Source organism: Mesorhizobium sp. M0060 (genome assembly GCF_040323155.1).
Classification (GTDB): Bacteria; Pseudomonadota; Alphaproteobacteria; order Rhizobiales; family Rhizobiaceae; genus Mesorhizobium.
Genome location: NZ_JAMYUP010000128.1, coordinates 1 through 4,194 on the forward strand (window position 1 = coordinate 1; position 4,194 = coordinate 4,194).

Below are 4,194 nucleotides of genomic sequence, written 5' to 3' on the forward strand. Positions count from 1 at the left end.
GAAGCCGCTCGGCGGCTACATGCATCGCGTTTTCAGCGGCGAGCGCACATTCCTGTCGCCAATTCTGGCCCCGCTCGAGCGCGGGCTCTACCGCATATCCGGGACCAGCGAGCGCGAGGAGCAGCACTGGACCTCCTATGCGGCGGCCCTGCTGTTCTTTAACCTGGCCGGCTTCCTGGTGCTCTATTTCCTGCAACGGCTGCAAGGCGGCCTGCCCTATAATCCGGCCGGCATGACCGCCGTCGAACCTGGGCTGGCCTTCAACACCGCCGCCAGTTTCATGACCAACACCAACTGGCAGAACTACGGCGGCGAAAGCACGATGTCCTATCTCGTGCAGATGGCCGGCTTGACCGTGCAGAACTTCCTGTCGGCGGCGGTCGGCATCGCCATTGCGGTCGCGCTGATCCGTGGCTTCGCCCGACATTCGGTCAAGTCGATCGGCAATTTCTGGGTCGATATGACCCGATGCACTCTCTATCTGCTTTTGCCGTTCTGCATCGTCCTGACGCTGGTTTATGTCCATCTCGGCATGCCGCAGACGCTCGGTGTCTACGTCAACGCGACGACACTCGAAGGCGCGCAGCAGACCATCGCGGTCGGGCCTGTCGCTTCGCAGATCGCCATCAAGATGCTTGGCACCAATGGCGGCGGCTTCTTCAACGCCAATGCAGCGCATCCCTTCGAAAATCCCGATGCGATCTCCAACCTGATCCAGATGGTGACGATCTTCGCCCTCGGTGCGGCGCTGACCAACGTCTTCGGCCGCATGGTCGGCAACCAGCGCCAGGGTTGGGCAATTCTGTCGGCGATGGGTGTGCTGTTCATCGCCGGCGTTGCTGTCTGCTACTGGGCGGAAGCCGCCGGCAATCCGCTGGTCCATGCGCTGGGCATCGACGGCGGCAACATGGAGGGCAAGGAGAGCCGTTTCGGCATCGCTCTGTCGGCGCTGTTTGCGGTCATCACCACCGCCGCATCCTGCGGCGCGGTCAATGCCATGCACGACAGCTTCACCGCACTTGGCGGCATGATCCCCATCATCAACATGCAGCTCGGCGAGGTCATTGTCGGCGGCGTCGGCGCCGGCTTCTATGGTATCCTGATGTTCATCGTCATTGCCGTCTTCGTCGCCGGGCTGATGGTCGGACGCACGCCCGAATATCTCGGCAAGAAGATCGAGGCCAAGGAGGTCAAGATGGCGATGCTGGCCGTCCTCTGCCTGCCGCTGGCGATGCTGATCTTCACCGCTATCGCGGTGGTGCTGCCGACCGGCGTTGCTTCCATCGCCAATGCCGGCCCGCACGGCTTTTCCGAGGTTCTCTATGCCTATACCTCGGCTGCGGCGAACAATGGTTCCGCCTTTGGCGGCCTCGGCGGCAACACGCCCTGGTACAATATAACGCTCGGCATCGGCATGCTGATGGGCCGCTTCCTGGTCATTATTCCGGCGCTGGCGATTGCTGGCTCGCTGGTGGCGAAGAAGACCGTCCCTGCCTCCGCCGGCACCTTTCCGACCGACGGTCCGCTCTTCGTCGGGCTGCTGGTCGGTGTCATCCTGATCGTCGGTGGCCTGACCTTCTTCCCAGCCCTGGCGGTCGGACCGATCGTCGAACACCTGGCGATGATCAACGGTCAGACCTTCTGAAACGCTGAAACGGCCCATGCCCTGGTTCAAGATCACGTCTCGAAAGGTCCGGCATCGTCCCGAGCCGGAGGGCGAGAAAACGCCCCCTCCTTTCCCGACCCTGTCCACATTCCTCGCTATTGCGGCAGCCTTGATCATGATCTGGCTGCTGGCTTACGGGCCGCCGCACCTTCGTTCGGCACACGATCGACCGGTCAACAACATCGACACTGGAGCCACCAAATGAGCCAGTCGAAATCCGTGAGCATCATGGATACCCGCATCCTGTGGCCCGCTATCGGCGGTTCCTTCAGAAAACTGAACCCGCGCACCTTGATGCGAAACCCGGTGATGTTCGTCGTCGCCGTCGTCTCGGCGCTCACCACCGTGCTGTTCGTCAAGGATCTCGTTACCGGCGGCGGCGATCTTGGCTTCACGCTGCAGATCATCATCTGGCTGTGGTTCACCGTGCTTTTCGCCAATTTCGCCGAAGCGGTGGCCGAAGGCCGCGGCAAGGCGCAAGCAGACTCGCTGCGCCGGGCGCGCACCGAGACGCAGGCCAAGCTGTTGACCGGCGGCGATCGGAGCAAGTTCAAGCTGGTGCCCGGCACCAGCCTGAAGATCGGCGACATCGTGCTCGTCGAAGCCGGCGACATCATCCCCTCGGACGGCGAGGTGGTCGAAGGCGTGGCTTCGGTCAACGAGGCGGCGATCACCGGCGAATCCGCACCGGTCATCCGCGAATCCGGCGGCGACCGTTCGGCGGTGACCGGCGGCACGCAGGTCTTGTCCGACTGGATCCGCGTGCGCATCACCGCGGCTGCCGGCCATACGTTCCTCGACCGCATGATCTCGTTGGTCGAGGGCGCCGAGCGCCAGAAGACACCCAACGAGATCGCGCTCAACATTCTGCTCGTCGGCATGACGCTGATCTTCGTGCTGGCAACGGCGACGATCCCGAGCTTTGCCTCCTATTCGGGCGGCTATATCTCGGTGACGGTGCTGGTCGCCCTATTCGTCACCTTGATCCCGACCACGATCGGCGCGCTGCTGTCGGCCATTGGCATTGCCGGCATGGACCGCCTGGTGCGCTTCAATGTGCTGGCCATGTCGGGCCGCGCCGTCGAGGCGGCCGGCGACGTCGACACGCTGCTGCTCGACAAGACCGGAACCATCACGCTGGGTAACCGCCAGGCGACGGCATTCCGTCCGGTCAAGGGCGTCACCGAACAGGAATTGGCCGACGCCGCCCAGCTTGCTTCGCTTGCCGACGAAACACCGGAAGGCCGCTCGATCGTCGTACTGGCGAAGGAGAAATACGCCATCCGCGCCCGCGACATGGCAAATTTGCACGCGACTTTCGTGCCCTTCACCGCGCAAACCCGCATGAGCGGCGTCGATCTGGAAGGCTCCTCGGTCCGCAAGGGCGCAGTCGATGCGGTACTTGCCCACGTCAACCTCTCGACCGTTGCCACGGGCAGTACGCGCCCCGGCGGCGACACCGTCCGCGACCTTCAGGCGATCGCCGACGAGATCGCCAAATCGGGCGGTACCCCGCTGGCGGTCGAGCGCGACGGGCGCCTGCTCGGCGTCGTCCATCTGAAGGACATCGTCAAGGGCGGCATCAGCGAGCGTTTTGCCGAATTGCGCCGCATGGGTATCCGCACGGTGATGATCACCGGCGACAATCCGATGACCGCGGCGGCGATCGCGGCGGAAGCCGGCGTCGACGATTTCCTTGCCCAGGCGACGCCCGAGGACAAGCTGAAGCTGATCCGCGACGAGCAGGCCAAGGGCAAGCTGGTCGCCATGTGCGGCGACGGCACCAACGACGCGCCGGCCCTTGCGCAGGCCGATGTCGGCGTCGCCATGAACACCGGTACGGTCGCGGCGCGCGAGGCCGGCAACATGGTTGATCTCGACAGCGATCCGACCAAGCTGATCGAGATCGTCGAAATCGGCAAGGCGCTGCTGATGACGCGTGGCTCGCTGACCACTTTCTCCATAGCCAACGACGTGGCCAAGTATTTTGCCATTATCCCGGCAATATTCGCCGTCTTCTACATCGCCCCGGGCCAGACCGCCGGGCCGCTGCAAGCGCTCAATGTCATGCATCTGGCGACGCCGCAGAGCGCTATCCTCTCGGCCATCATCTTCAACGCGCTGATCATCATTGCGCTGATCCCGCTGTCGCTGAGGGGCGTCAAATACCGCGCGGTCGGCGCCGGTGCGCTGCTCAGCCGCAATCTCATTGTCTATGGCCTCGGCGGCGTCATCGTCCCCTTCGTCGGCATCAAGGTGATCGACATGGCCATCACTGCTCTCGGTCTCGCATAAGGAACCACGTCGATGCTCAATCAAATCAGGCCCGCTATCGTCATGATTGTCTTCTTCTCCGTTCTGACGGGTTTGGTCTATCCGATCGGCATGACCGGCATTGCCCAGGCGCTGTTTCCGGGCCAGGCCAATGGCAGCCTGATCGAGAGGAACGGCAAGGTCATCGGTTCCGAGCTGATCGGCCAGGCTTTCACCAGCGATCGCTACTTCCATGGCCGTCCGTCGGCTGCCGG

4 protein-coding genes are annotated in these 4,194 nt (G+C 63.4%); all 4 read left to right on the forward strand.

Annotated elements, in window-relative coordinates:
* Positions 1-1,645: potassium-transporting ATPase subunit KdpA (gene kdpA / locus NKJ94_RS36935; protein WP_352532648.1), on the forward strand; the 1,645-nt coding region annotated here is incomplete at its 5' end.
* Between the two features lie 16 nt (positions 1,646-1,661).
* Positions 1,662-1,871 (forward strand): hypothetical protein, encoded by a 210-nt coding sequence (locus NKJ94_RS36940; RefSeq protein WP_352532650.1) that lies wholly within the window; start codon positions 1,662-1,664, stop codon positions 1,869-1,871.
* The gene (kdpB, locus tag NKJ94_RS36945; RefSeq protein WP_352532652.1) at positions 1,868-3,961 is read left to right on the forward strand and encodes a potassium-transporting ATPase subunit KdpB; all 2,094 of its coding nucleotides are present in this window, start codon (positions 1,868-1,870) and stop codon (positions 3,959-3,961) included. Before NKJ94_RS36940 ends, kdpB begins: the two co-directional genes overlap by 4 nt.
* A 12-nt stretch (positions 3,962-3,973) precedes the next feature.
* Positions 3,974-4,194, forward strand: a 221-nt coding sequence (locus NKJ94_RS36950) for a potassium-transporting ATPase subunit C (protein ID WP_352532654.1), incomplete at its 3' end; no start/stop codon positions are given.

Coding starts and splice junctions, on each gene's coding strand:
- kdpB (WP_352532652.1), top strand. CDS start 1,868: ATGAGCCAGTCGAAATCCGTGAGCATCATGGATACCCGCATCCTGTGG.
- NKJ94_RS36940 (WP_352532650.1), top strand. CDS start 1,662: ATGCCCTGGTTCAAGATCACGTCTCGAAAGGTCCGGCATCGTCCCGAG.